This is a genomic window from Synechococcus sp. CBW1107 (genome assembly GCF_015841355.1).
GTDB lineage: Bacteria > Cyanobacteriota > Cyanobacteriia > PCC-6307 > Cyanobiaceae > Regnicoccus_A.
In genome coordinates this window covers 1,734,515-1,756,085 of record NZ_CP064908.1, presented here as the reverse complement: position 1 = coordinate 1,756,085, position 21,571 = coordinate 1,734,515, and the positions used below count along the sequence as shown (strand labels likewise).

At 67.5% G+C, this 21,571-nt stretch carries 19 protein-coding genes; 7 read left to right on the top strand and 12 right to left on the bottom strand.

Annotated features, from left to right (window positions below):
• Window positions 1-45 precede the first annotated feature (45 nt).
• Genes I1E95_RS09120 through I1E95_RS09110 form a run of 3 tightly spaced genes read left to right on the top strand, consistent with a single transcriptional unit; the run spans window position 46 to window position 2,893 of the window.
• Complete coding sequence (locus I1E95_RS09120) at window positions 46-1,083, top strand: MFS transporter (RefSeq protein WP_231594517.1); 1,038 nt, start codon at window positions 46-48, stop codon at window positions 1,081-1,083.
• The gene (locus I1E95_RS09115; protein ID WP_197161541.1) at window positions 1,080-2,033 is read left to right on the top strand and encodes a polysaccharide deacetylase family protein; all 954 of its coding nucleotides are present in this window, start codon (window positions 1,080-1,082) and stop codon (window positions 2,031-2,033) included. The genes I1E95_RS09120 and I1E95_RS09115 overlap by 4 nt, the downstream gene beginning before the upstream one ends.
• A 56-nt stretch (window positions 2,034-2,089) precedes the next feature.
• A complete protein-coding gene (locus I1E95_RS09110; protein WP_197161539.1) occupies window positions 2,090-2,893 on the top strand; it encodes a hypothetical protein in 804 nt (267 codons plus the stop codon).
• Here I1E95_RS09110 and I1E95_RS09105 read toward each other — a convergent pair.
• From I1E95_RS09105 to I1E95_RS09095, 3 genes are all read right to left on the bottom strand, one after another.
• A complete protein-coding gene (locus I1E95_RS09105) occupies window positions 2,862-4,199 on the bottom strand; it encodes an amidohydrolase (protein ID WP_197161536.1) in 1,338 nt (445 codons plus the stop codon). The genes I1E95_RS09110 and I1E95_RS09105 overlap by 32 nt on opposite strands.
• A gap of 23 nt (window positions 4,200-4,222) precedes the next feature.
• Window positions 4,223-5,767 carry an FAD-dependent monooxygenase gene (locus I1E95_RS09100; protein ID WP_197161533.1) on the bottom strand — a complete coding sequence of 515 codons (1,545 nt, stop codon included), beginning with the start codon at window positions 5,765-5,767 and terminating at the stop codon, window positions 4,223-4,225.
• Between the two features lie 268 nt (window positions 5,768-6,035).
• A complete protein-coding gene (locus I1E95_RS09095) occupies window positions 6,036-7,043 on the bottom strand; it encodes an SMP-30/gluconolactonase/LRE family protein (protein WP_231594516.1) in 1,008 nt (335 codons plus the stop codon).
• Window positions 7,044-7,132: 89 nt separating this feature from the next.
• Between I1E95_RS09095 and I1E95_RS09090 the strand changes: the two genes are divergently transcribed.
• Entirely contained in the window at window positions 7,133-7,828 is a 696-nt protein-coding gene (locus I1E95_RS09090; RefSeq protein WP_231594515.1) for a DUF547 domain-containing protein, read from the top strand.
• Here I1E95_RS09090 and I1E95_RS09085 read toward each other — a convergent pair.
• Genes I1E95_RS09085 through I1E95_RS09070 form a run of 4 tightly spaced genes read right to left on the bottom strand, consistent with a single transcriptional unit; the run spans window position 7,810 to window position 11,216 of the window.
• The gene (locus I1E95_RS09085) at window positions 7,810-8,541 is read right to left on the bottom strand and encodes a TIGR04283 family arsenosugar biosynthesis glycosyltransferase (RefSeq protein ID WP_197161527.1); all 732 of its coding nucleotides are present in this window, start codon (window positions 8,539-8,541) and stop codon (window positions 7,810-7,812) included. The genes I1E95_RS09090 and I1E95_RS09085 overlap by 19 nt on opposite strands.
• 10 nt (window positions 8,542-8,551) lie before the next feature.
• Complete coding sequence (locus I1E95_RS09080) at window positions 8,552-9,661, bottom strand: acyltransferase family protein (protein WP_231594514.1); 1,110 nt, start codon at window positions 9,659-9,661, stop codon at window positions 8,552-8,554.
• The gene (locus tag I1E95_RS09075) at window positions 9,661-10,149 is read right to left on the bottom strand and encodes a rhodanese-like domain-containing protein (RefSeq protein ID WP_197161521.1); all 489 of its coding nucleotides are present in this window, start codon (window positions 10,147-10,149) and stop codon (window positions 9,661-9,663) included. The genes I1E95_RS09080 and I1E95_RS09075 overlap by 1 nt, the downstream gene beginning before the upstream one ends.
• Window positions 10,150-10,184: 35 nt before the next feature.
• On the bottom strand, window positions 10,185-11,216 hold the full coding sequence (locus I1E95_RS09070) for a zinc-dependent alcohol dehydrogenase family protein (protein ID WP_197161518.1): 1,032 nt from the start codon (window positions 11,214-11,216) through the stop codon (window positions 10,185-10,187).
• A gap of 224 nt (window positions 11,217-11,440) precedes the next feature.
• On the opposite strand from I1E95_RS09070, the gene I1E95_RS09065 reads away from it, so the two are divergent.
• Window positions 11,441-13,012 (top strand): B12-binding domain-containing radical SAM protein, encoded by a 1,572-nt coding sequence (locus I1E95_RS09065; RefSeq protein WP_197161515.1) that lies wholly within the window; start codon window positions 11,441-11,443, stop codon window positions 13,010-13,012.
• Between the two features lie 225 nt (window positions 13,013-13,237).
• Here the strand turns inward: I1E95_RS09065 and I1E95_RS09060 are convergent, their stop codons facing one another.
• The gene (locus tag I1E95_RS09060) at window positions 13,238-13,756 is read right to left on the bottom strand and encodes a YbjN domain-containing protein (RefSeq protein ID WP_197161512.1); all 519 of its coding nucleotides are present in this window, start codon (window positions 13,754-13,756) and stop codon (window positions 13,238-13,240) included.
• A gap of 13 nt (window positions 13,757-13,769) precedes the next feature.
• A complete protein-coding gene (locus I1E95_RS09055) occupies window positions 13,770-14,687 on the bottom strand; it encodes a S1C family serine protease (protein ID WP_197161510.1) in 918 nt (305 codons plus the stop codon).
• Between the two features lie 190 nt (window positions 14,688-14,877).
• Between I1E95_RS09055 and I1E95_RS09050 the strand changes: the two genes are divergently transcribed.
• Window positions 14,878-17,268, top strand: coding sequence for an HAD-IC family P-type ATPase (locus tag I1E95_RS09050; RefSeq protein WP_231594513.1), 2,391 nt, complete (start codon window positions 14,878-14,880; stop codon window positions 17,266-17,268).
• Here I1E95_RS09050 and I1E95_RS09045 read toward each other — a convergent pair.
• The 3 genes from I1E95_RS09045 to I1E95_RS09035 form a co-directional block, all read right to left on the bottom strand.
• Window positions 17,249-19,072: a SulP family inorganic anion transporter gene (locus I1E95_RS09045; protein ID WP_197161508.1), complete on the bottom strand. Its 1,824-nt coding sequence runs from the start codon at window positions 19,070-19,072 to the stop codon at window positions 17,249-17,251. The two genes, I1E95_RS09050 and I1E95_RS09045, sit on opposite strands and share 20 nt — an antisense overlap.
• Before the next feature lies 1 nt (window position 19,073).
• Window positions 19,074-20,111: a magnesium transporter CorA family protein gene (locus I1E95_RS09040; RefSeq protein WP_197161506.1), complete on the bottom strand. Its 1,038-nt coding sequence runs from the start codon at window positions 20,109-20,111 to the stop codon at window positions 19,074-19,076.
• Window positions 20,112-20,359: 248 nt separating this feature from the next.
• Window positions 20,360-20,845 (bottom strand): TerB family tellurite resistance protein, encoded by a 486-nt coding sequence (locus I1E95_RS09035; RefSeq protein WP_197161504.1) that lies wholly within the window; start codon window positions 20,843-20,845, stop codon window positions 20,360-20,362.
• Window positions 20,846-21,002: 157 nt separating this feature from the next.
• Here I1E95_RS09035 and I1E95_RS09030 point away from each other — a divergent pair, with 157 nt between their 5' ends.
• The gene (locus I1E95_RS09030; RefSeq protein WP_197161502.1) at window positions 21,003-21,515 is read left to right on the top strand and encodes a BCAM0308 family protein; all 513 of its coding nucleotides are present in this window, start codon (window positions 21,003-21,005) and stop codon (window positions 21,513-21,515) included.
• The last annotated feature ends 56 nt before the right edge of the window (window positions 21,516-21,571 follow it).

Genomic DNA, 21,571 nt, shown 5'->3' with positions numbered 1-21,571 from the left:
GCCATCGGCACCTTCTTCCTCACCTGGCTGTTCGGCTCGATCTACGTGGCCCGCCTCTCGGACAGCATCGGCCGCAAGCGGGGCATCCTGATCTGCCTGCTGGGCGCCTTCGCCGGCTACGCCCTGGCCGCCGCCGCGATCCCCCTGCGGAGCTTCCCGTTGCTGGTGGCCTCGCGGGCCATCACCGGCTTCACGGCCGGCACCCAACCGATCGCCGCGGCGGCGATGATCGACCTGGCCCGCAGCGAGGCCGAAAGCACCCGCAACCTCGGCCTGGCCAACGTGGGCGTGAGCGGCGGCCTGGTGATCGGCCCGATCATCGGCGGTGTGTTCTCCGATCCCGCACTCCTGGGCCCATGGGCCTCGCCCACCCTTCCGTTCGTGGTGGGCGGCGCGCTCTGCCTGCTGGCGCTGGTGTTCATCGCCCTCAGCTTCCGCGATGCCCGCCAGGCCCTGGCGCCGCTGCGGCTCAGCCCGCTGGAGGTGTGGCGGTTGCTCGCCCGCGGCCTGGAGCGTCGCGCCGTGCTGCGGGTCACCGCCGTGTACTTCCCCTACATGCTCTGCTTCATGGGGTTCTATGTGTTCTCCGCCGACAGCCTCACGGCACGCTTCGGCTACGGCACCCAGGCGGCCAGCCTGGCCATGTTCCTGCTGGGCGCCGGCCTCGCCCTGGCGAGCGGCCTGCTGGTGGAGCCCCTCAACGCCCGCCTGGCGCCCCGCGCGCTGCTGGGGTGGGTGGCGCTGCTGCTCTGCGGCGTGATCGCGGCCTTCGTGACGGTGCCGTCGGGCCCGCTGGCCCTGGCCCTGCTGCTGCCGGCGGGTGCCCTGCACGGGATCGGTTATCCCACGCTGCTGGCGGCCTACTCACGGGCCGCCTCAGCCGAGGAGCAGGGCTGGGTGATGGGCTTTTCCACAGCGGTGTTCACCCTGGCCGCGGCGATCGTGTCGTTCCTCGGCGGTGAGCTCACGGCTTCCAGTCCGGCGGCGCCCTTCCTGTTCGCTCTGGTGTGCGGCGGTATGGCGCTGCTGGCGGCCCTCACGATCTGGCAGCGCCAGCAGCGGCCTGGGGGGGCCGCGCCATGAGCCCCGATTCCCTGGCGATCGACCTGCGCGGCTACGGCGACGCCCCTCCAGACCCCTGCTGGCCGGGAGGGGCCCGTGTGGCCGTGTCGCTGGTGATGAACCTCGAGGCCGGCGCGGAACTCTCCCTCGCCTACGGCGACGAGACCAACGAAGCCATGTACGAGATCGTGGAGCCGGTGACCGGAGCGCCCAATCCGGCTCTCTCCTCCCACTTCGCCTACGAGAGCCGCGCCGGCTACTGGCGCCTGGTGCGGCTGCTGGAGCGCTTCGGCGCCACCTGCACCGTGAGTGCCGCCGGCCGCACCATGGACCGCGCCCCCTGGCTGGGCCGCGACGCCGCCGGGCGCGGCTATGAGGTGGCCGCCCATGGCTACCGCTGGGAGCGCCATGCCGGCATGACGGTGGAGCGGGAACGGGAGGTGATCGCCGCCGCGGTGGACGCGATCGAGCGGGCCTGTGGCACGCGGCCGCTGGGCTGGCACACCAAGGGGGCGGCCTCACCCCACACGCGCCGCCTGCTGGTGGAGGAGTTCGGCTTCGATTACGACTCCGACGCCTACGACGACGATCTGCCCTATCTGGTGGCGGTGGCGGGCCGCGAGCATGTGGTGCTGCCCTATGCCTTCGACACCAATGACATGCGCTTCATGGCCGGCGGCAGCTTCGTGCAGGGGGACGACTTCGCCACCTACTGCATCGCGGCGTACGACTGGCTGGCGCGGGAGGGTGAACAGCGTCCGTCGATGCTCTCGGTGGGGATCCATCCGCGCCTGATCGGCCGCCCGGGCCGCATCGCCGGACTGGAGCGGTTTCTGGAGCATGTGACCGGCACTGGCAGCGCCTGGATGGCCCGGCGGATCGACATCGCCCGCCACTGGCGTCAGCGCGCGCGGAACACTCCAGCGGGATCACCCCAGAGCGGCTGGATCGGATCAGACAGGCCACCGTGACCTCGTTGATGGCCAGAACCCGCCACTAACCTGAGCGGATGATGGGAGGTCGTTCGATGCCCTCCGTTCCGGCTTGCTTCCGCCCCCCGGTCTCGCTGGCTCTGCTGGCCCTGGCGGCCTCGCTTCTGCCACTGCCGGGCCGGGCCGCCCCGAAGCACGCCTCCTGCCCGTCCTCCCCAGCGGCCCGCCACGTGGTGCTTGAGCAGGGGTGGCGGGGCCAGGGCGCTGATCAGAAGCCCCTGGCCCGGCTTAGGCAGGAGCGCTGGACGGCCGACGGCACGGTCGAGGGCACGGTGTTCGAGCGCAGCGGCCAGACGTTCCTGCAGTTCCGCTACACCGGCACGTGGCGGCCGATCGGGACCTGCCGGGTGCGGCTGGAGCGCATCACGCCGGATGCCGGCCCTACAGGACGCGATGAGGCCGAGGCCGTGCTGGATTCCATCGGCCGCCCCCGCTACAGCCTGAGCCTGGCTGCCGGCAGCACCATCACCGGAATCTGGCGCCAGCAGACAGATGCGGCCTGCACCTCCACAACGCTGGCGGGAACGGTGCTCAGCCAGCAGCAGGGCCTGAGCTGGAACGGCGGCTGGAGGCCCAACGCGGTGGTGCAGCGCGAAACCTGGAGCGGTGGCGCCGTACAGGGCGTGGCCCTGAGCAGCTATGCCGGCAGGGTAGAGACGGCCTCCTACAGCGGCACGATCGAGGTGAACGCCGACTGCCTGGCCATGGTGGTGCAGCGCGACAGCGAAGGGGTTCCCTACAACTACCGGGCCATCGTGATGGCCGATGGCAGCGGCTATCTCTATCTCCAGGAGGATCCGAACGATCTCACGATCGGCTGGCTGGAGCGGGACGGTTGAAGAGATCCAGCGCCAGGGTGGTGAGCGAATCGGTGGCCGTTTCGATCACGGCCTGATAATCCGGCCCCCATTCAGGGCTATGCAGGGACGGCAGCGACGCACCGGTTGAGCGGTGCTTCTGCCACGGCTCGGCGGGCACCCCCCCGACCCAGAAGATCAGACTCTGGATGGACGGATCACTGAGGCGATAGCGGCCGAAGTCTTCACCGGCCATCACCGGATCCACGGCAAGAAGCCTGTCCTTGCCGACCCGGGACACCATCAGCTCCCGGAAGCGCTGCACCAGCTCGGGTGTGTTGTAGGTGGCGGGCGTGGAGTCCTTCGTGATCGTGACCTCCGGCATCCGATCCTCAGCAACGCCGGCGGCGATGGCTTCGCCTCTGGCGATGCGGGCCATGCCCTCCAGCAGCTGCTGCCGGATCTCGGGCTTGTAGCTGCGCACCGTGAGCTGCAGCAGCGCCTCGTCGGGAATGACGTTGCGCTTGGTACCCGCCGTGAAGCTGCCCACGCTCACCACCGCGGGTTCCAGCGGATTGATCTCCCGGCTCACCAGGGTCTGCAGCGCCAGCACGATCCTGGCGCCCAGCACGATCGGGTCGCGCGTGGTGTGGGGATAGGCGCCATGCCCACCCTTCCCCCTCACGCGGATGTCGACGGAATCCACATTGGCCAAGGCATAACCCTCGCTGACCCCGATCACCCCGGCCGGCAGGGAGGCGCTGTTGTGAAACGCCAGCACCACATCCGGCTTCGGAAAGCGCCGGAAGAGGCCATCGTCGAGCATCATCACCGCCCCGCGCCCGAGCTCCTCGGCCGGCTGAGCCACCATCATCAGCGTGCCCGACCATGTGGTCTTCTCCTGGGCAAGGCGTCGCAGCGTGGCCACCCAGGCCGCCATGTGGGTGTCATGCCCGCAGGCATGCATCACTCCGACAGGCTGACCGTCCTGGTTGGTCGATCTCACCGTGGAGGCGAATGTCCAGCCGGTGGCCTCACTCACCGGCAGGGCATCCATGTCGGTGCGGATCATCACCACCGGTCCTGGACCGTTGCGCAGCAGGGCCACCACGCCGGTGCCCCCGACGTTCTCGGTGACCTCGAATCCCGCTGCCCGGGCCTCCGCGGCCATCAGAGAGGCCGTTCGGGTCTCCTGGAGGCTCAGTTCGGGATTGGCATGCAGGTGCCGGTAGAGCTCGAGCACCGAACGCTGCCCTGCCGGCGTCTGTTCACCGGCCAGGCTGCCGCTGGGCAGGGCGATGCAGACGGAGGCCAGCAGGGCCACCCAAGGGCGCGGGGTGGAAGGCACGGTTGGGCATCGCGTTGCTTGGATCATTGGCCCCGCACCAGCTGCCGGTACCGCCCCAGCGCCTCCCGGTGGTCGGTGTCGGCCCTCAGGCCGATGAAGCCGTCGGGCCGCACCGCCAGCAGGGTGAGGGGGCCGAGGCCCAGCCCGGAACTCTCCTCCAGCCGGAGAGACTTCACGGCTTCAACGAGCGGTGAATCCCCAGGGACAACCTCCAGCTCGGCCCGCAGCGCCGTGGGTGCCGCCGGATCGGCCCGGGGGCCGACGAGCAGCAGCAGCGTGTGGCCGCGCCGGTGGGTGAGCTGGTGCAGATGGGCGGCACCGGCCCCGGGCGGCAGGGCGATCGTGGTGGGCAGCCGCTGCCCGGCGCCGAGGGGTGGTTCCGCGGGGCCGGCGGTGATCGCCGAACCCGCGTAGTTCACATTCAGCTCCGCTTCCGCCACGGCCTCCTGCCGGCGGGACGCCGGAGCGGCCAGCATCGCCGCGATCGTCCGGTCGCGTGCGGCGCGCTCGCCGCTCCCCTCGAGCAGCTGGGCCTGGTCAGCGGCATCGCTGGAGCGGGTGACCTGCTCGGCCACCGGCCTGCGCTCCTGCTCGTAGCTGTCGAGCAGGGCCGGGCCCGCCGCACCGTGATGCACCAGGGCCAGCTTCCAGGCCAGGTTGGCGGCATCCTGCAGGCCGCAGTTCAGGCCGTGGCCCTTGGCGGGGGAGCACACGTGGGCAGCATCCCCGGCCACGAACACCGGCCCGGCCCGGAAGACGCTGGCCACGCGGGTGTGGCAGTGGAAGCGGCTGGGGTTCTCCACATCCTGGAAGCGGGCTGAAGGCAGGTAGCGCCTCAGCGCAGCGGTGGCCTCCGACACCAGATCGCTCTGCTCGGTAGCGGGCCGCATGTACACCCGCCAGCGCTGCCCGGGCAGGGCCGTGAGGATCAGCGGCGAGGTGTCGAGGTAGGCCGCGTTGGCCTCGTAGGTATCGGCCCAGCCCTCCACCACGGCATCGAACACGGCCCAGGCACGTGGGATGGCATGGCCCTCGAAGTCGATGCCGCTCAGCTCGCGGGTGGTGCTGCGCAGGCCGTCACAGCCCACCAGCCAGCGGGTGTCCACGGTCTGTTCCTGCTCGCCGCAGGCGATCGTGGCGGTCACGCCGCCGTCATGGGGCTGGAGGCCCTGCAGCCGGCAGGAGCGCTGCACGCTGCCGCCGTGGCGCTCGAGATGGCCCGTGAGAATCGACTCGGTCACCTCCTCCGAGAGGCCCAGGTTGAAGCCATAGCGGCTGCCACTGCCGGCCAGGTCCACCTCCCCCAGCCGACGGCCATCGGCATGGATCAGGATGCGGCGCTGCCGGCAGCCGGCGGTCAGGAAGGCCTCCTCCAGCCCCAGCGCCTCGAACAGCTCCAGAGACAGCGCATGAATCACCGTGGCGCGATCCCAGTGCAGGGCTTCGCTGCGGGCATCAATCAGCAGGGTGGGTACGCCCCGGCGCTGCAGCTCAGCCGCCAGCAGCAGCCCCGTGGGGCCGGCACCCACCACGAGAACAGCGGTCTGGCGGGGTAACGGCGACGACACGGATCGGAGGAATCAGGGAGTCAGGCCAGTCCGGGGAAGGCTTCAGTTCCCGTTCCACCGTGGCGGGGATGTCCACCGCCAGCTGATCGGGGTTGAGGGACTGGCACACCTCGTAACCGGGAATCGTGGCCGACAGCTGCGGTTCTGCTGGCGAGTCCTGAACCCGTGCCCCGCGTCTCAGGCCACCGCGCCCATCACCAGTCCAGGCTCCACGCAGGGATTCTGAGCAGCTTGTGGCGTGAGCGGTGTGTCGCGCCGGGCCTCAGGCCTAGGGGAACGGCAGGCCCTGGGCTTCCATGTACACGGCATACACCGACTGACCGGCCGTGATGAACAGGCGGTTGCGCCGGCGCCCGCCGAAGCAGAGATTGGAGGCCACCTCCGGCAGGTGGATCCGGCCGATCAGCTCCCCCTCGGGGGAGAACACGGCAACGCCATCCAGTTCCGGATCAGCCCAGCCGGAACTCGCCCAAACATTGCCATCCAGATCGCAGGTGAGGCCATCGGCCATGGCGGGCCCCATGTCGCAGAACATCCGCCCATCAGCCAGGCGTGAGCCATCAATCACGTCATACACAAGGATCCGGCGGGGGTGGCCCGGCTTGTGGGATGCCCCTGTATCAGTGATGTACAGCCTGCTGTACTCCGGTGAGAAACACAGTCCGTTGGGTTTCTCGATCCCGTTGGCGACCACGCTCGCCTCGCCGGTGTCCGGATCGAGGCGGTAGACATTGGCTGGCAGCTCGAACGCCGCTCGGTTGCCCTCGTAGTTCACGAGGATGCCGTAGCCCGGATCGCTGAACCAGATGCAGCCATCGGGGTGCACCACCAGGTCGTTGGGGGCGTTCAGCCGCCGGCCCTGGAAGTGATCCATCAGCACGGTGAGCGAGCCGTCGTGCTCGGTGCGGGTCACCCTGCGGGTGGCGTGCTCGCAACTGATCAACCGGCCCAGGCGGTCACGGGTGTGGCCGTTGGCGTAATCCGACGGGATGCGAAAGACACTGACGGCCTCCGTCTCCTCGCACCAGCGCAGCATCCGGTTGTTGGGGATGTCACTCCACAAGAGATAGCGGCCGTCGCCGAACCACACAGGACCCTCCGTCCAGCGGGCACCGGTGTGGATCCGCTCGACGGCGGCATTACCGAGCACGTACCTCTTGAACGCCGGTGCGATCACCTCGATGGCCGGATCCGGATAGTGCACCGGCCCGCCCTGCCAGTCCCTCTCCATCACGGCCTCCCTGCATCGACGCCGTCGTTGGCGCTTCGAGCCCACCGACCGTGCATGAGGCTCGGAGGTCTGACTCCGTTGTAGCCGAGTGCTGGGCCAGGCTGAGGCCGGTGTCCCGACGAGTGAGTCTGCGGATGTTGGTCGAACTCTCCACCTGGGATGCCCTGCTGCGCACCTACGTGGATGGGCACGGCCTCGTGGATTACCGGGCCTGGCTGGCCGAGCAGCCCCGCACCCTCTCCGATTGGCTGGCGCGGCAATCGCCGATCACCCGCGGCCGCCAGGATCACCTGGCCCACTGGATCAACCTCTACAACGCCTTCACGATCCAGGCGGTGCTGAGCCGTTATCCGATCGCCTCGATCCGCCCCACCCTGCTCGGTCTGCCGAACTGGATCGGTTTCCTCCGCTTCTTCACGCAGCCCGTGCATCGCCTCGGCTCGCAGAGCCTCAGCCTCGCCCAGATCGAGAATCAGAGGCTGAGGCAGCACAGCAAGGACCCCCGCATCCACTTCGCGATCGTCTGCGCCTCGCTCGGCTGTCCGCTGCTGCGCGCCGAGGCCTACACCCCGGAGCGTGTGCAGCAGCAGCTCCACGACGACCTGATCCGCTTTGTGAACAACCCCGGCAAAGTGCGCCTCGATGCGGAAGACGGCATCCTGCACTGCAGCCGCATCTTCCAGTGGTACCGGGGCGACTTTCTGGCGACATCTCCCTCGATCGCCGCCTGGATCCTGCCCCATCTCGGAGGCGTCACCGCGCCCAACAGGCCACTTCGACTGGCCTTTCTTCCCTACGACTGGGGCCTTAATCAGCGGATGTCCCCGTAGAACCGCTTCAGGCGGCTCGGCGACACTCCGAGGCCCCAGAGAACCCCGATCACGAGATAGATCAAGGTGGCTTTGCAGACCCCCCAGCGCTGCACCCGCCGATCCGAACTCTCCACCACACGATTGATCAGCACGATGCGCCCCCGGCGCACCAGGCGCAGGCACAGGTCGCCGTCTTCCATGATCGGCAGGTTGGGATCGAATCCGCCGCACAACCAGAAATCGCGGCGGCGGCAGAGCATCACCTGATCGCCGAACAGCAGCCGCAGTCCCCGGATGTAGAGATGGGGACGGAACAGCAGCGGTGCCAGATCGGTCTTCAGCACATTCAGCGCGGAGATGTCCCAGCGGATGGAGGTGCCATCACCCATCAGGGAGATGAAGCCGGCGCCGGCAATCGAGGCATCCGCGAAGGTGCGCTCGGCCACGCTGACCAGATCATCGGGAACCAGGGTGTCCGCATGCAGAAAACAGAGCAGATCGCCCGTGGCCTGCCGGGCACCCTGGTTCATCTGAATGGCCCGGCCCGCCGTCTCGCTGTGGAGCACCGTGATGCCCGCTTCAGCGGCGATCGCCGTGGTGGGATCACTGCTGCCCCCATCCACCACCAGCACCTCCCAGGCGGGTGGATGCAGGGCCTTCACGTGCCGCAGCGTGCGCGCCAGCGTGGTGGCTTCATTCAGGGTGGGAATGATGATCGACAGCCGTGCCATGGCCAGCGTCCTACCGCAGCCTCAGCAGGTCATGGAGGCCAGCACTCAACAGCAGCGAAGTCAGGCCGATCAGCACGAACTTCACGGTCAGGGCCACGGGCAGCGGCACCACCACGAAGGCGATCAGCACGATCAGGGGCTGGTGAAAGAGCACGATCGAAAAGCCCACCCGGTTGCCGTAGCGCAGGAGCGGATGGCTGCGGCCGCGATAGGGCCGGGCCAGGGCCAGCAGGGCCAGCACCCAGCTCCAGCTGTTGAAGCCCCGAAAGGCCTGATGCACCATGTAGGGCGCTGAATAGGCACGCTCCGGCACCATGCCCCTGAGGCTCAGCGCCAGCAGCAACACCATGCTCAGGCCGGCCGTGGCCAGCAGCAGCCGGCGATTCCGGTCCAGGGCACACCACAGCCCGCCGCGGCTGCAGAAGAGCGCGCCATACACGAAGTACAGCAGATAGAGCACCAGATTGGCCCAGTCGTCGTAGAGGTTCTGAAAGCCCGCCCAGTGGGGGCGCAACAGAGCCTCGCTCAGCATCAAGGGCGCAGCCAGAGCGATCAGGGCGCCGAGGCCGTGCATCGCCGGAGGTGTCCGTCTCTCAGCTCGTTCGCCGGTCTCCCGGCTGAGCCTCAGCATCACGGGCAGGCAGGCGATGGAGATCACCAGCAGATAGGCCAGAAACCAGAGATGGGCCCATTCGAAATGACCGGCCGGGCGGATTCCGTCGAAGAAGCGGGGGTAGAACTGCAGGAAAGACCCCTTCTCCTGGCCCGCCTGCAGCTCGTGGATATAAACCTGGGGCGGCACAAGCAGCGGGATTCCAATCAGCAGGGGCACCAGGAGCCGCCGCAGCCGTTGACGCAGATAGGCCAGCGCGGAGCGAGTCTGCAGCGAATACCAGCTGGCCGCACCGGCCAGAAAGAAGAACAGAGGCATGTGCCACTGGTGCACAAACTCGATGAACACGCTCAGACCGGCGCTGCTCTGGGCATCGGCGACATAGAAGCGGCCCAGCTCTCCCTCGTAGAAGACAGCGGCCGAGTGAAAGGGGATCAGCAGCAGGACAGCCAGCAGCCGCAGCCAATCCAGATCAAGCGAACGGGGTGGATGGATGCCGGCCACCATCAGCTTTCCCCGCCCCGGCTGTGGGCTGGCAGCAACCAGCCCCATCCCGGGCGGTAGGGATGCACCAGCAGGGTGGGCTCTCCCTGCCGGATCAGGCTGCGGCCTTCCCAGGCCCACTGAAACAGGCCACCCTCGAGATTGACGACCCGCGTGAACCCGGCTCGCCGCAGCTCCTCCACCCGTGCGGCGCTGCGCACCCCCACCGAGCAGCAGACGACGATCGGCCTGTCCCTGGCCAGCGCCGCCATCGATCCCAGGCCCGCAATCCCGCCACCGGCCTCGATCCGCGCGGCCCCGGGCAGGTGGCTGCACGCAAATTCAGCCGGGCTGCGGGCATCGAGGATCAGCCAGTCGCCCTGCTCCTCTCCAGCCAGGATCCGCTGGAGCTGCTCCGGGGTGATGGAGGTGACGGCCGGATGGCACAGCCGGATCCAGCGCTTCAGGCAGAAGAACGCGACACGCTGAATGGCGCCTGCGGGGTTGACCATCAGCGCATCCTTCCACCGCCGGCGACGCCTTGTGCTCACGCACCGATCCGCAGCACCTTCGCTCCGCGCACCGCGCCGGAACGCAGTTGCTGCAGAGCCGTGTTGGCCTCCGCCAGAGGGAAGGCCTGCACCGTGGGATGGATCCTGGCGGCGGCGGCCAGTGCCAGGAACTCCCGCACGTCCTGACGCGTCACGTTGGCCACCGAGCGGATCTCCTTCTCCATCCACAGGTCGCGGGGATAGTCGAGACGCAGCAGGGCCGCCTTGTCGGCCTCCCGCTTGCCGATCGCATTGATCACCAGCCGTCCCCCCGGGTGGAGGCACTTCAGCGCGGCCACCACCGGCGTCCAGGCCGGCGTGGTGTCGATCACGGCGTGGAGCTTCACCGGCGACTCCGCCTCGGTGGCACCGGCCCAGGCGGCCCCCAGCTCCAGGGCGAAGGCCCGCTCCCGTTCGCTGCGGGCGAACACGAACACCCGCGAGGCCGGAAACCGCTGACGCACCATCGGCAGCACCAGGTGGGCCGACGCACCGAAGCCGGTGAGCCCCAGATCCTGGCCGTCCTCGAGGCCGCTCAGCCGCAGCGACCTGTAGCCGATCGCTCCGGCGCAGAGCATCGGCGCGATCGCCTCTGCCTCCAGATCCGCAGGCAGGGCATGGGCGAAGGCCTCCGGCACGGTCACATAGTCGGCGTAGCCACCATTCACGTCACGGCCCGTGGCCACGAAGGCCGGGCAGAGATTCTCCCGGCCGGAGCGGCAGAAGCCACAGCTGCCGCAGGCCTGGAAGATCCAGGCGATACCCACCGCATCCCCGGGACGGAAGAGTCCGCACTCCGGGCCTGTGTCCACCACCGTGCCCACGATCTGATGCCCCGGGATCACGGGAAACCGAGGGGGTGGCGTGCGCCCCTCGATCTCATCGAGTTCGGTGTGGCACACCCCGCAGACCGACACCTTCACCAGCAATTCACCCGTCCCCGGCACCGGCCGGGGACGGTCCATCAGCACGAGCGGCGATGGATTGCGCTCCATGTCGCAGCAGGTCTCGAGCACCATCGCCTTCATCTCGCCCCCCCCTGCGGCCGGGGATGGACCCAGGCGCGCTCGCTCACCCCAGTCTGCTGCCTGTCGCCCCGGGCCCGCATCGGTGATGGCGAGCGAGACCGGAATCCCTCCTCACCCCTGCACCTTCAGGAACTGCCCCCGGGCGAACCTGGCCAGCAGTTTTGGTGCGATCGTGGACTCAATGGTTCATGCGTGCTGATCCTCAGCGCCAACCAGCCAACACATTGAACGTTCTGCTCGTTTATCCAGAATTTCCAAAAACATTCTGGAGCTACGAAAAAATCCTGGAGCTGGTCAACCGAAAGGTGCTCCTCCCCCCGCTTGGACTGATCACCGTCGCGGCCATTCTACCCCAGGAATGGAACTTCAAGCTGGCCGATGTCAATATCCGGCCGGTTACTGATCAGGAATGGAAGTGGGCTGATCTTGTGATCATGTCAGCGATGATCGTCCAGAAGGACGACATCATTCGTCAGATCAATCTGGCCCGGCACCATGGCAAACCCGTGGCGGTCGGCGGCCCCTATCCCTCCTCCACGCCCGAGGAGCTCGTGGCCGCCGGGGCCGACTACCTGATCCTCGATGAAGGCGAGATCACCCTGCCGATGTTCGTGGAAGCCTGGCAGCGGGGAGAAACAGGTGGGCGCTTCAGCTCCGAAGGCGTCAAGCCGGATGTGACCTCCACCCCCATCCCCCGCTATGACCTGCTCGAGCTGAGTGCCTATGACTCGATGAGCGTGCAGTTCTCGCGCGGCTGTCCGTTTCAGTGCGAGTTCTGCGACATCATCGTGCTCTATGGCCGCAAACCCCGCACCAAGACACCGGAACAGCTGATCGGTGAGTTGAACCGCCTCTACACCATCGGCTGGCGGGGCGGGGTGTTCATGGTCGACGATAACTTCATCGGCAACAAGCGCAACGTCAAGCTGATGCTCACGCAGCTTGAGCACTGGCAGAAACTGCATGGCTATCCTTTCCGTTTCGACACGGAAGCCTCCCTGGATCTCGCTGACGATCAGGAACTCATCGATCAGATGCTGGCCTGCAACTTCGCCGCCGTGTTCATGGGAATCGAAACGCCTGACACCGACAGCCTCGCGGCGACGATGAAGTTCCAGAACACCCGCTCACCCCTGCTCGAATCCGTCGATCGGGTGACCCGCTCAGGGCTGAGGGTGATCGCCGGGTTCATCATCGGCTTCGATGGCGAAAAGGCAGGTGCTGGCCAGAGGATCGTGGCCTTCTCAGAAGCAGCTGGCATTCCCACCACCACCTTCGCCATGCTCCAGGCTCTGCCCCATACAGCGCTCTGGCACAGGCTGGAACGGGAAGGACGGCTGGTCGACAAGGTCGGCAACATCAACCAGACCACCCTGATGAACTTCGTGCCGACCCGGCCGGTGGAAGACATTGCCCAGGAGTATGTGGAAGCCTTCTGCGAGCTGTACGAACCTCACAAGTATCTCGACCGGGTGCATCGCTACTTCCTCAAGCTCGGACCCGCCAGAGTCCGGAGCAGCTTCAAGCTGCCTGATCTGGCGGTCATCCGGGCGCTGCTGATCGTCTGCTGGCGCCAGGGAATCAAACGCTCCACCCGTGTGGCCTTCTGGCACCATCTACTTCACATTCTCTGGGCCAATCCAAAGGTGGCGGAGCAATATCTCGCCGTCTGCGCGCACAACGAGCATTTCATGGAGTATCGGGACATCGTGCGCCTGCAGATCGAAAATCAGCTGGCGGCCTACCACCATGAACAGGCCCGGAAGCCTGCAGCTGAACTGGCGGCGGCCCCATGAACCCGGCGACCTAGGAGAAGCTGTGGAACAGCAACTGCAGCAATCCGAAGCCGGTCAGGCAGGTGGCCGCCAGGAGGGGAATGGTGTGGAGCACGACGGTTCCGTCCGGGGGCCTGCCTGAGGTCTAAACCTCCGGCACCAGGGAAAGAAGGGTGAGGAGGAGCAGATGTTGAATCCTGGAGATACATTCCAAGATGAAGCTTGATGAAGGCGTCTCGCCTGCCGCTAGGGCTCCTCTGCCGCCGGCTCAGTCCCCAGCATCCCCGCGCCGAATTCCTGGCTGAGATCGTTGTCGAACTGATCCGCGGCACTGGCCACGTTCAGCAGCATCTCCATGAACTGTGCCCTGTCGAGCCCGGGCAGACGTCGTTCCGCCGCCACCACCACGATGTCGTTGTCGACCCCGATCGAGCAGCCCACCATCAGTCTGTTGAGCTCCAGGCAGCGGCGGTAGAAGGCCAGCACACGGGTGCTCGGCAGCGTCAGGATCGGTGCGCAGATCTCGATCGTGGGCTCATCCAGGATCTCGTTGTCGTGGATGCCGATCTCGATCTGAGCGCTGCCCACCTGAAACCTCCAGGCGACGCCTTCTTCCGCCTCGTCCCGGGTGTCGCCCAGCCCCAGGGCTTCGAGCACCTCGTCCACCACCGTGATGGTCTGCTCCACCAAGGCGGCCTCCGTCAACGCGGCCTCCATCCGGGCGGGGCGCAGCTTCGCGAGCAGGTCAGCCAGGAAGGTCGTCATCGAGCAGGGGGCTCTAGAGCGTGGCTCCGCAGACCGCACAGTACGCAGCTCCCTCGCTGCAGGCCGCCCCGCAGACGGGGCAGTCCATGACCTCAGATCCCTGCTCGTTCTGATCCTCCGTCTCACCCTCGCCGTTGCCGTTCCCGTCGCTCTCCTCCTCAGCGTCCTCCCTGGCCTTGTCATCCCCTGCCGCGCTCTCCAGCTCCTCCACGGCATCCACGAGCGCCAGCAGTGCCCCGCACCGGTCGCAATAGGCGGGATCCCGGCAGGCCGCACCGCAGACGCAGCAATAGAAGCGGGCACCCTGCTCCCTCTCCTCCAGATAGAGGTTGAACCTGCTGTAGACCTGCTCGGCCGTCACTGCGAAGTTGAGCCCCTGCGATTCGGCGCGGCTGCAGGCCATCAGACCCACCAGCTCCGCCTGCCCGTCGTAGAGGGGGCCGCCACTGTTGCCGGGATTGATGGCGGCATCCACCTGCAGATAGCTTCGGCCCGCGACCTGCCGACCGACCGCACTCACGATGCCCCGGGTCAGGGTGTAAGGGAGGCCCAGGGGATGGCCGATGGCATAGACCGTCTCGCCCACGATCGGCGTACGCCCGGCGGGAGCCCGATCCTGGATCAGCCCGCAGCGCACCCGCTCCACCGCTTCCGGGACCGCCTCCTCAGGAAGCTGGAGGAAGGCCAGATCGGCATCGCGGAAGGAACGCACCACCCGGGCCCGGACCTGCTTGCCGTCGCGAAAGCGGACCAGGGCCGTGCACCAGCCTTCTACCAGGTGCTGGCTGGTGCCGATCAGCCCGGAAGCGCTCAGCATCACACCCGCACCCTGGCCATCCGGCACGTCGATCGTCACCACCGCATCGGCCACCCGCCGGAACACCTCCTCGGCCGGCAGGGCCGGAGGGCGGGCGGCATCGCTTGATTCCACGCGGAGGCGGGGCGAACCCGGAGCACTGCCTGCGATCCTGCTGACCAGGCGAGACGGAAAGGGAGCCGTGCAAACAAAACAGAAGACATGGCCGTCCAGGCTGACTCAGCACTGTTGCGACCGCCGGTCTGGCCACTGATCGGGCCCCTCGCCACCCACCCATTCGTTCACACCGGAATCAAGGAAACCGATGACGCCAGAACCCCTGGCGATGGAGGAGCAGGGAATGAGCTGGCTGGAACCCACCAATCTGCTGCTGCTGGCCTGCGCCCTGATCTACGGCCTGATCGGGGAATGGGTCGATGGCGGCATCCTGCTGCTGTTCGTGGCGGGCATCAGCCTGCTCGATGCCGTCCAGCAGCAGCGCAGCAACCGTGCCCTGGCGGAGCTGGCCCGGCTGTCGGCGCCCCGGGCCCACGTGCGGCGCGATGGTCAGGAGCTGGACCTGCCGGCCGAGCAGGTGCGTGTGGGCGATCGGCTCCGGCTGGAGGAAGGCGACCGGGTGGCGGCCGATGCCGCCACCAGCGAGGCGGTGGGGCTGTGGCTGGATGAGTCCCTGCTCACCGGTGAATCCCTGCCGGTCGAGCGCTCCACGCCCGGGGAGCGGATCCTGGCGGGTTCGCTGGTGGCCGGTGGCCGCGGCTGGGCGGACGTGGTGGCCGTGGCCGACGCCACCGAACTGGGACGGCTCGGCAGCAGCCTGGCCACGGTGCAACCGCCGCCCACCCGGCTGCAGCGTCAGACCCGTCGCCTCACCGGACGTCTCACCGTGCTGGCGCTGGGGCTCTGCGCGGCCCTGGCCGGGATCCAGGGAACGCTCAGCGGCGACTGGCCCCAGGCCCTGCTTGCCGCCCTGGCCCTCGCCCTGGCGGTGCTGCCCAACGAGATTCCCGTGGTGCTGGCCCTGTTCCTGGCCCTCGGTGCCCTGCGCCTGGCCCGGATCGGCGTGCTGGCCCGCTGGCCGGCGGCGGTGGAGAGCCTCGGCAGCGCCACCGTGCTCGCCGTCGACAAGACCGGCACGCTCACCGAGAACCGCATGGGTGTGCAGCGGCTGCTCACCTGGCCGCAGCTGGAGGGCTGGCAGGCGGGCGAGACCCTGGAGGAACCCGTGCATCAGCTGCTCGAGCTGGCGGTGCTCGCCAGCCGCGGTGATCCGGTGGATGCGATGGAACTGGCGATCCAGCGCCTGGCCGCCGACCATCTCGGCGGCACCGAACATCTGCATCCCGACTGGCCCCTGGAGCGCGAATACCCCCTGCAGCGGGATCTGCTGGTGTTCTCCCGTCTCTGGCACGACGGCGACGGCGGCTTGCAGCTGGCCGCCAAGGGGGCGCCCGAGGCGATCGCCGATCTCTGTCACCTCGATGCCGGGGAGACCACCGCCCTGCTGGCGGCCGCCGATGGGCTCGCCGCCAGGGGTCTGCGGGTGCTGGCAGTGGCGCGCGGACTCGATGGCGTGCCGGTGCACGCGGGTCAGCCATCCACAGGCGGTGGCGATCTGCCGGATCACGTGCATGGCTACCTGTTCGAGCCGGTGGGATTCCTGGCCCTGGCGGACCCGCTGCGAGCCGATGTGCCGGCGGCGATCGCCATGGCGCGGAGCGCGGGTGTTCGCGTGGTGATGATCACGGGTGACAGCCCGGTCACGGCCCGCTCGATCGCCGATCAGGCGGGCCTGCCGCCCGGTCCGGTGCTCTCCGGCCCCGAGCTGGAGGCCCTCTCAGCCCAGGAGCTGGCGGCCTCCATCCGGGAGGTGACGGTGTTCGCCCGGGTGATGCCCCAGCAGAAGCTGCAGCTGGTGCGGGCCCTGCAGGCCGCCGGCGAGGTGGTGGCGATGACCGGCGATGGCGTCAATGACGCGCCGGCCCTCAAGGCCGCCGACATCGGCGTGGCCATGGGCAGGCGCGGCACCGCCGTGGCCCGCGAATCCGCCGATCTGGTGCTGCTCGACGACACCTTCGGCGATCTGGTGGCCGCCCTGGAACTGGGCCGGCGCGTCGATGCCAACCTGCACCGGGCCCTGGGGTACACCCTGGCGATTCACCTGCCGATCGCCGCGCTCGGCCTGGTGCCCCTGCTGCTGAGCGGCCAGGCCCTGATCCTGCTGCCGGTGCACATCGCCCTGCTCCACCTGGTGATCGATCCGGCCTGCACGGTGGTGTTCGAGGCACTGCCGGCCACTCCGGGCCTGATGCAGCAGCCCCCCCGCCCGCCGGAGGCCCCCCTCTTCGGGCCCGACACCTGGCGCCGTTCCCTCAGCCAGGGCGTTGTGGTGATGGTGGCCGCCCTGGTGCTGGCCTTCTGGCCCGAGGCCGATGCCGCCACCCACCGCAGCCTGGTGTTCTCGCTGCTGCTGCTCACGGGCGGTGGGCTGGTGTGGCTGAACGGCGACCCCCGCAGCCGCATCACCGCCGCCGGCGCCGGCATCGGCCTGGGGCTGTGGCTGCTGCTGCTCGCCAGTCCCAGGCTGCAGCAGCTGCTCAGCCTGGCGCCGCTGCAACCCTCCGAAATCCTCACCGTGATCATCACCACCGCGCTCGCCCTGCTGCTGGCGGGCCTGCTCAGCCGTCGGCCGGCCTGAAGCCTCCACGGGGTCTCCCCTGCTCCGAGGAAGCGTCAGCGGGTGAGTTCGCTTGGACCTGATCCTCCCAGTCGACCCAATCCACAGCGTGGACCTTCAGATACCTGCTGACGGCCTGGCCGACCGTGGCGAAGAACCGTTCTTCGCCGAATTGTGCGAACAGCCCGAAGCGTTTGAGTTTGTCCTTGACGGGATCCTTCATCTCGGCGAAGCAGAGCAGGATTCCGGCCTTCGCCAGGGTGTGATCCAGTTCATCCAACGTGTCCGCCGAGGTGACATCGATGCTGGTGACGGGTTCAGCCTCCACCACGAGCCAGTTCACCCGGGTCGGTGATGACTCCAGGGCGCTCATCACCCGATCCCGGAAGAATTCGGCATTCGCGAAGAACAGGGGCGCATCCCACCTGAACAGAACCAGTCCCGGGATCAGGCGCGATTGCGGATAACGGCTGATGTCGTGATAGCCCTTGACGCCCTCCACCCGTCCGAGCACGGCGGAGTGAGGACGCCAGCCATCCCAGAGAAACTCGATGACGGCAATGGCGATCGCCAGGCCGATGCCAGGAATGGCGCCGAGGACGGCAACCCCGGCCAGGCAGACCATCGACAACCAGAACTCCCAGCGCTGCATGCGGTAGATGCGTCGCAGGTCAGCCACCTCGATCAAGGCGATCGCCGAGGCGATCACCACTCCTGCCAGGGCGGCGGTGGGCAGGTTCTGCAGCAGGGTCGGCGCCGCCAGCAGCAACGCGGCGACCGTGACGGCTCCGACGACCCCGGTCAACTGGGTCCGTGCCCCCGCCGCCTCGGCAACGGGAGTGCGCGAGCTGCTCGCGCTGATGGGGAGCCCCTGAAACAAACCGGCGGCCAGGTTGGCTGCGCCCAGTCCAACCATCTCCTGATTGGCATCGACCGTGTCCCCCAGCCGTGCGGAATAGGTCCTCGAGAGCACGCTCGTGTCCGCGAACGACACCAGGGCGATGGCGCAGCCTCCCAGCAACACCGGCACGAGGTCGCCCGTGCCGATGGCGGGGATCGTCAGACCGGGCAGGCCTCTGGGAAGTGGACCGAGCACCGTCACCCCGGCGCGGGTCGCCAGATTCAGCACCGAGACGATCACGGTCGAAGCGACGACAGCCAGCAGAACCGCCGGGACTCGCCTGCTGCGCCTCAGCAGCCCGATCATCAGCAAGGTGCCGACGCCGAGGGCCAGCGACACCCCGTTCGTGCTGCCGGCCAGAACCGCGGCGATGAAGGCCCGGGCTTCGATCAGCAGTCCGTCGCCCTGGGTCTTGAAACCGAACAGGGCGGGCAGCTGGCTGACCAGCACGGTCAGCGCGATGCCGTTCATGTAGCCGTAGCGGATCGGCTTGGAGAGCAATTCGGTGATGAACCCCAGCCGGGCGGTTCCCGCAAGCAGGCAGAGGCTGCCGGAGACAAGGGCCAGCATCCCGGCCAGGGCCATGGCGCGCTGGGGATCCCCTGCAGACAGGGGCAGCACGATTCCGAGGACGAGGGTGACGAGCGACGAGTCAGGCCCCAGGACCAGCATCCGGCTGGGGCCGAACAGGGCATAGGCGGAGAGGCCGAAGATGGTGGCGTACAGACCACAGATGGGCGGCACACCGGAAGCGACCGCGTAGGCGATGCCTGCCGGCAGCAGCACCGCCGTCAGCGCCAGGCCAGCCACGATGTCATGCCGGAGCCAGGCGATGTCGTAGTGGCTGATGACGGACAGACCGGGAAGCCAACGCCTCCAGCCGGCGCGGGAGCGGGGCGCCGATGGAGGCGTCGAGGCGCTCATGTCAGAGAAGCCTGCCCCGCCTTGTGCGGGTTCGCTTCCGGTCGAGCCTGCTGAGGATGTAGTAGCTGGCGCAGGCGATCAGGACCATGACGAGCAGGAAGGCCGGATAGGACACCCTCCAGTTGCTGGGACCTGTGATCATCGACCACTCCGACATCCCGCCGATGCCGGCCAGCAGCGTCAACGGCATGAAGATCGTGGTGATCAATGTCAGCCGTTTCACGGTGATATTCGTATCATTGGCAGCCTTGGCCATTTCATTATTCAACATCGAAAGATACATTTCCATCAAACTTGTAACGATGTCCCGGTAGGACTCGGTCAGCTCAAAAAATCTGACCAGGTGGTCGTAGATATCACGATAATTGTAGATGGACCGCTCTGAGATGAATCGACAGTCCCTGCGACAGATCCTGCCAAGGATCTCACGTTCGTGAAAGAGGCTCTTGCGCAGTCTCAGCAGATACCGCCTGAACCGAATCAATTCGGCCGGCTTGAAGCTTGCGGGGTCGGAGATGAGCGCCCCTTCGACATCGTCCAGCTCATCCTCCAGGGCCTCGATGGCCACAAACTTCTGATCCACAACTTCATTCAGAATCAGGTGCATGACCTGGGAAGGCCCCTGCCGCTCCGCCACCCCCTCCAGACCCTTCTCGACCAGTCGCTGAATTCCTTCCAGACCGGGGCGACGGCCTGAGTTGAAGTGACTGATGCTGACCAGGAATTTCTCGCCGATGAACAAATTGATTTCACCCACCTCCAGGTCACTATTGTCATACTCAAACGTATTAAAGAGAATGAACGTATTGCTCGGAAAGTCTTCGATTTTGGGAATCTGATTATCATCAAAGCAATCCTCGATCGACAGCTGATGCAGACCGAGAAGTCCCACCAGCTCCTCGAGCTCCTCCCTGGTGGCCTCGTTGTAGTGCAACCAGGCGAAACCATTCTCCGCCGCTGCCGCCACGGCAGCCCTGGCCGACCTGACGCGCTTCGGAGGGCCGCTGCTGCCGATCTGGTAGAAGCAGGAGTCAGACACGTCGTCCTGATCGGATCCCAGGCGGCAGCGTAGGAACGGACTTGCGGGAGCCGGACCAGGACTTCTGACGCACGTCGGTCAGGGTCAGGATGACCGTCTGAACCCGGCAATCATCGAGCCGCGAGACTCACCGGGAACAACATCACAACCAGGCGGCGATTGCCAGAAATCCAGACTTTCAGGATCTGCGTGTTCTGTGGCCCTGAAGGCAGACGCAGATCTCGGGGCGCTGGCCGCAGGAGCGCCGCTCAGGCCACCAGGAAACCGAAGTGGCGCGAAAGAAAGCCGCGCAGGCCGCTCTCGCTCTGGGCCTCGAGGTCGAGTTCGGCGGCCCATTCCGCTTCGGCGATGTCGGCTTCACTCAGGCCGAGACCGTCGACCAGGCGGCGGTAGGCCACCTTCTCCATCGGGTTGATGCTCGATTCGTCACCGGGCCGCCGGCCGACGCGGACCATCATGTAGCCCAGCTTCAGGGCCAGCTGCCGGTCCTCCTCGGAGCGGAGCCGGGGAATCAGCGCGTCGAGGGCCTCGGGCTGCAGGCTCTGCCCGGCCAGCACCTCAGCCGCCTCGGCGGGCAGCGGCACTCCACCATCCGTCACGATGTAGCGCTCCACCAGCTCCTGCAGCAGTTCGCGCTCCTCCGCGCAGAATTCGCCATCCGACCAGGCCACACAGCAGAGGATGCGCAGCAGGTCGAGGTTGCCGGCGGGCGGGGTGTCGGTGCTGGTCGCCATGACGGGGATCCGGTGGGCATCGCAGCAGCCATTGTGACCGCTTGATCGGGCAGTCCCCACCACCCGCGGGCAGGCCCCCTGTGACCCATCGTCACGCCCTTGACCCCTGACAGCGTCCCTGAGCGTGGCTACAGCGGAAACAGAAGGGCCAACTCCCATGTCCGCCAACACCACCAACGCGCCTGCCAGCCATCAACCCCGCCATGACGGGATGGAGAGCGGGCATCACAGCGATCCCTATCAGCAGCGCCAGAAGCCTTCCGAGCCAAGCACCTGTCCGGATTGCCAGGCCACCTACCACCAGGGGCGCTGGACCTGGGAGGCACCGGCGCCCGGCGCCGCCAGCCACCGCTGTCCGGCCTGTGAGCGGATCCGGGATGGAGTTCCCGCAGGCGAACTGCGGCTCTCGGGCCGTTTCCTGGCCGAGCATGCCGACGAGGTGATGCGGCTGGTGAGCAACACCGAGGAGCACATCCGCCAGGAGCATGCCCTGGAGCGCCTGATCGACAGCGACGGCGATCCCGCCAGCGGCGAGGTGCTGCTGCGCTTCACCGGCATCCACGCCACCCACGGCCTGGGTGAGGCCCTGGTGCATGCCTTCGGTGGAACGCTGGACGCACCCTTCGCGGACGCCGGCTCACCCATGCGCGCCAGCTGGCGGCGGGATTGAGCGAAACGCGCCGACGCCGGATCGCCGGCGCCATAGTGCCTTCACGCCCTGGCAGG